The sequence below is a fragment of the Bacillus canaveralius genome, assembly GCF_002860125.1.
Lineage (GTDB): Bacteria > Bacillota > Bacilli > Bacillales > Cytobacillaceae > Bacillus_BJ > Bacillus_BJ canaveralius.
In genome coordinates, this window is sequence record NZ_PGVA01000103.1 from 1 (window position 1) to 4,044 (window position 4,044).

Below are 4,044 nucleotides of genomic sequence, written 5' to 3' on the forward strand. Positions count from 1 at the left end.
TTCAAAATAAATTTATTTGATTTGAGCTTGACAAATTCGCTTTTATTTAATGCAACGCTAGTGGCCCATGACGTGGAGATAATGTTATGGTCCGTAGCTACAAAGAAATCAAGCTGCTGTTGTTTAGCTATTTTCAGATTGGCTTCTTGTGTCATGCTGCCATCAGATAAAATCGTATGGGTATGAAAATCTCCTTTATACCATCTTTCTTCCTTATTGACGACTTCATCCCAATTATATGAATTTAATACAAGACCATTAGGATCATACTCAGCCCACTTATGAGCCCCAAACGGTACAATATCTTCTGTTTTGGCAGGCAGCTCTTGACTGCCCGCTTCGCACACAATTTGATAATCCAATTCTTTTTTTACTATGTTACTTGTCGGTTTGTCTGTTACATATACTTCTAATGTCCATTCTCCTAAAGGCAGCGGTCCAGGCAGTGTTGCTGCACTTGAATGACGAGTATCTTCATGCAGCACAATCCCTTTTGGAGATTTCCCGTACATATATTGCAAACGCAGAACTCCATGCGGGTCAAATAAAAGCATGCTAAACCAGCAGGCTCTGCTTGTTTCGACTTCAAAATGAATCCAATTCATTTTTTCTGTAAGAGTAAAATGATGATAAAAGATAGGGAGCTGAGATTCATTACTTATTTTTTGTTTAAACTGATGTGTTGTGCTAATCATTATTTACCAGCCTCATCTAATGCCTTCTGTGCTTCCTCTTTCGCTTCTTTTAACGCTTGTGTTGCAGGAATGTTTTCAATTTCTACTTTATCTGCGGCTTTTGAAAGAGCATCTAAAATCTTTCCGCCTGTCGGGTCAATAAAACCTGGTGTTGCATGCTGTGCTTGTTCTAGCGGAACAAGGATTTGTGGATTTTTTTGTGAAAACTCTTTATACGCCGGAACTTCTGTAGCTGATTGACGCACGGCGATGTAGCCTGTTTTCATAGACCAATCTGCAGTAACTTCAGAGCTTGTGAAGTATTTCATCCATTTATATGCTGCTTCTTGTTGTTCGCTTGACGCTTTTGCAGGAATAACCAGCATTTGTGCGTCTGCCTGTGGAGCTGCTTGATGGTCTTCCCAGCCTGGCTGCGGATAAGCTGCAATTTTAGTAAAGTCCAAGTCTCCCTGATCCCCGCTTGAGCCTGTATAACCGGCTGCACGATCCTGCATCACATCATCAATTGTCTTATACCAATATTCCCAGCCTTGTCCACCGTGGTGAATGCGCATTGTTTTATCTTCGTGAATGGTTTTGCGGAAAAACTCCCATGTGTTCACCCATTCCTCTGAATCGATCATCACTTCTTTGCCATCGTTACTTAAGATTTTTCCTCCAGCACTCAACGAAGCATCAATTAAGTTAAGACTTCCCCACATTGGTTCCCAGCCGAAAACTCCTTGTTCTTCCTTCAGCTTTTTAGCCGCGTCCCCTAACGATTCCCAGGTATTCAAAGCAGAAGGATCAATCCCTGCTTTTTCAAGCATGTCCTTTCGATAATAAAGTACTTGTGTTGTGCCATAAGCCGGTAATGCGTATTGTTTATCATTTGCTTTTCCTAAATCTAAAAATGTAGGTATAAAATCTTCTACGCTAGATTCCTTATCTTTCTCAATGAAAGACTCCAGCGGAGCTAATACTTGTTTATTTGCCAAAGCATTTGCAGTTGCATGCTCTAAAAGAGCCACTGCGGGTGTTTGCCCTGAAGCACTTGCTGCTTGCAGCTTTTGATACGTTTCCGTATAATCTGCTTGCGCTACTCCCTTCACAATTACTTCATCCTGGGATTTATTGAATTTCTCAATTTTTTCTTGCATATTTTCTCCCAATTTGCCGCCAAGTCCGTACCAGAATTCAATTTCAACCGGACCATTGCTGTTTGTGGTCTCTTCGTTCGCGCACCCCGCTAATAGAGATAACGACATAATTCCTGATGCACAAGCCAGCATCGCCTTTTTCAAAAAGTTTTTCTTCATGGTTCTCATCCTCCGTTAAATGTTTTTAACCTTTAACACCGCGATCATTTATTCCCTTGATAAACCATTTTTGCGCGACAAAGAACAGCAGCAGAAGCGGAGCAACCGCGAATACGTTTGCTGCCATCACTAAAGGCCACTTAATTCCATATGCCCCGCCTTCAATGAAGAATTGGCGAAGTCCAATCGTAATCAAAAATTTATCCTGGCTTTTCAAGATTAACGAAGGCCAGAGATAGTTATTAAACATTTGAACAAAGCTTATTAAGCTAAATGTTAAAAAAGACGACTTTGTCATTGGAAATAAAACCTTCCAAAGAACGGTCCAATGACTCGCTCCGTCCACCTTTGCCGCTTCAACCATTTCTGCAGGTACTTGTAAAAATGCTTGTCTGATAAAAAAGATACCGAAAACGCTGACTGCGTTTGAAATAATCATGCCTTGATAGCTGTCAAGCATATTCAGTTTTGATAAAATCACATAACTCGGAACATACGTTGCCGCAGCAGGCAGCATATACACCGCTAAAATAAGAGCAAAGAGCATCTTTTGGCCTTTAAATCGAAATTGAGTAAAAGCATAGGCCATCATAGCTGCGCTAATAATTTGAAACAACACAATCGCAGTTGCAGTAAACATACTGTTGAACATATACAATCCAAAAGGAGCGCTGTTCCAGGCCTCTATAAAATTTTGCCACTGTGGTTTCGCAGGCCAAAACGAAGGCGGGAACTTCCAGATTTCGTCAGTTGTTTTGATAGCACTTACCAGCATCCACAAAAACGGGAATGCCGTCATCACACTGAATAAGATTAATAAAATATGACGTACTGTTTTTTTCATCATTTTTGAAAATGTAAGTGCTTCTCTTATCTGAAGTTTAGGAGACTCTTCTTTTGCCACAACAACAACCTCGTCCAACTTTGTCACCTGCTTTCTCTTTTTTAGTAATGAACCCAACGTTTAGAAGTCAAGAACTGAATTGCTGACAATAAAGCAGTTATCAGTACTAATAGCGTTGCAACCGCTGTTGCTTGCCCCATATTGAACTGTTCAAATGCCAGCTGATAGTACATATAAAGCAGCGTTCTTGTACTCCCTGCCGGACCGCCTTGAGTTAATACTTGAATCTGGTCATAGGCTTGTAACGCATCAATTGTAGTCACAATCAATAAAAAGAACGTGGTTGGAGAAATCATTGGAAGGGTTATATGACGAAATCTTCTCCACCTTGGCGCCCCATCGATTGATGCTGACTCATACAAATCAACAGGTACGCGCTGCAGTGCTTCTAAATAGAAAATCATCACCCAACCGATCCCCTTCCACACCGTTACAATAATTACTGCGGGCATAGCCCATGTTGAACTTCCAAGCCAATCTATTTTTGGTAATCCCAATGCGGAAAGAAGAAAGTTGAGAAGTCCGACTTCCGGTTGGAAAATCCATGACCAAACAATGGATACCGCCACCATCGGAGTTACCCAGGGCGAAAATAAAATTGCTTTGTAAACTGTACTTCCTGCTACCTTTTTATTTAGTGCTAAAGCTAGTCCTAGTCCAATTGCCATTATTGGTACTACTGTAAATACCACAAAGGACAGGGTATTTAAAAGTACCTTGTAAAATTCTTTGTCTGTAAACAAACTGCTATAGTTTTCTAACCCGACAAATGAAAATGTTGGACTTATGTAATCCCAGTCCGTAAAACTAATAAATAGTGATACTGCCATTGGAATAAACCAAAATAACAGTAAAAGTATAAGAGCAGGCAACATAAAAAGTAAGATTGTAAGAATTTGTTTATATTTACTCTTCAGCAACTAACGCACCTCCTAAATTCAACAAATCATCATTTTTTATCACATTTTCACTCATTTCTCCACAATAGTACACAAATATTGTTAATTAATTATTAATAGACAGTAAATTATTGTGATTTATATGTAAAAAACAATCATTCCCTCATTTTTACAACTGTTAACAAAAAATAGAGTAGGCGCATGAACAATTTCATGCGCCTCTCACAGATCCGTACGTGCGGGTCATC

Annotated in this window: 4 protein-coding genes; all 4 read right to left on the reverse strand. The window is 39.8% G+C overall.

Features of this window, described 5'->3' with window-relative positions; all coding sequences use genetic code 11:
- Positions 1-695: PHP domain-containing protein (locus CU635_RS23030; RefSeq protein WP_142383186.1), on the reverse strand; the 695-nt coding region annotated here is incomplete at its 3' end.
- Entirely contained in the window at positions 695-1,993 is a 1,299-nt protein-coding gene (locus CU635_RS23035) for an ABC transporter substrate-binding protein (protein ID WP_101579671.1), read from the reverse strand. The genes CU635_RS23030 and CU635_RS23035, both read right to left, overlap by 1 nt.
- A 25-nt stretch (positions 1,994-2,018) precedes the next feature.
- Positions 2,019-2,924 (reverse strand): carbohydrate ABC transporter permease, encoded by a 906-nt coding sequence (locus CU635_RS23040; protein WP_308303552.1) that lies wholly within the window; start codon positions 2,922-2,924, stop codon positions 2,019-2,021.
- Between the two features lie 14 nt (positions 2,925-2,938).
- Positions 2,939-3,772, reverse strand: coding sequence for a carbohydrate ABC transporter permease (locus CU635_RS23045; RefSeq protein WP_101579673.1), 834 nt, complete (start codon positions 3,770-3,772; stop codon positions 2,939-2,941).
- Between the last annotated feature and the right edge of the window lie 272 nt (positions 3,773-4,044).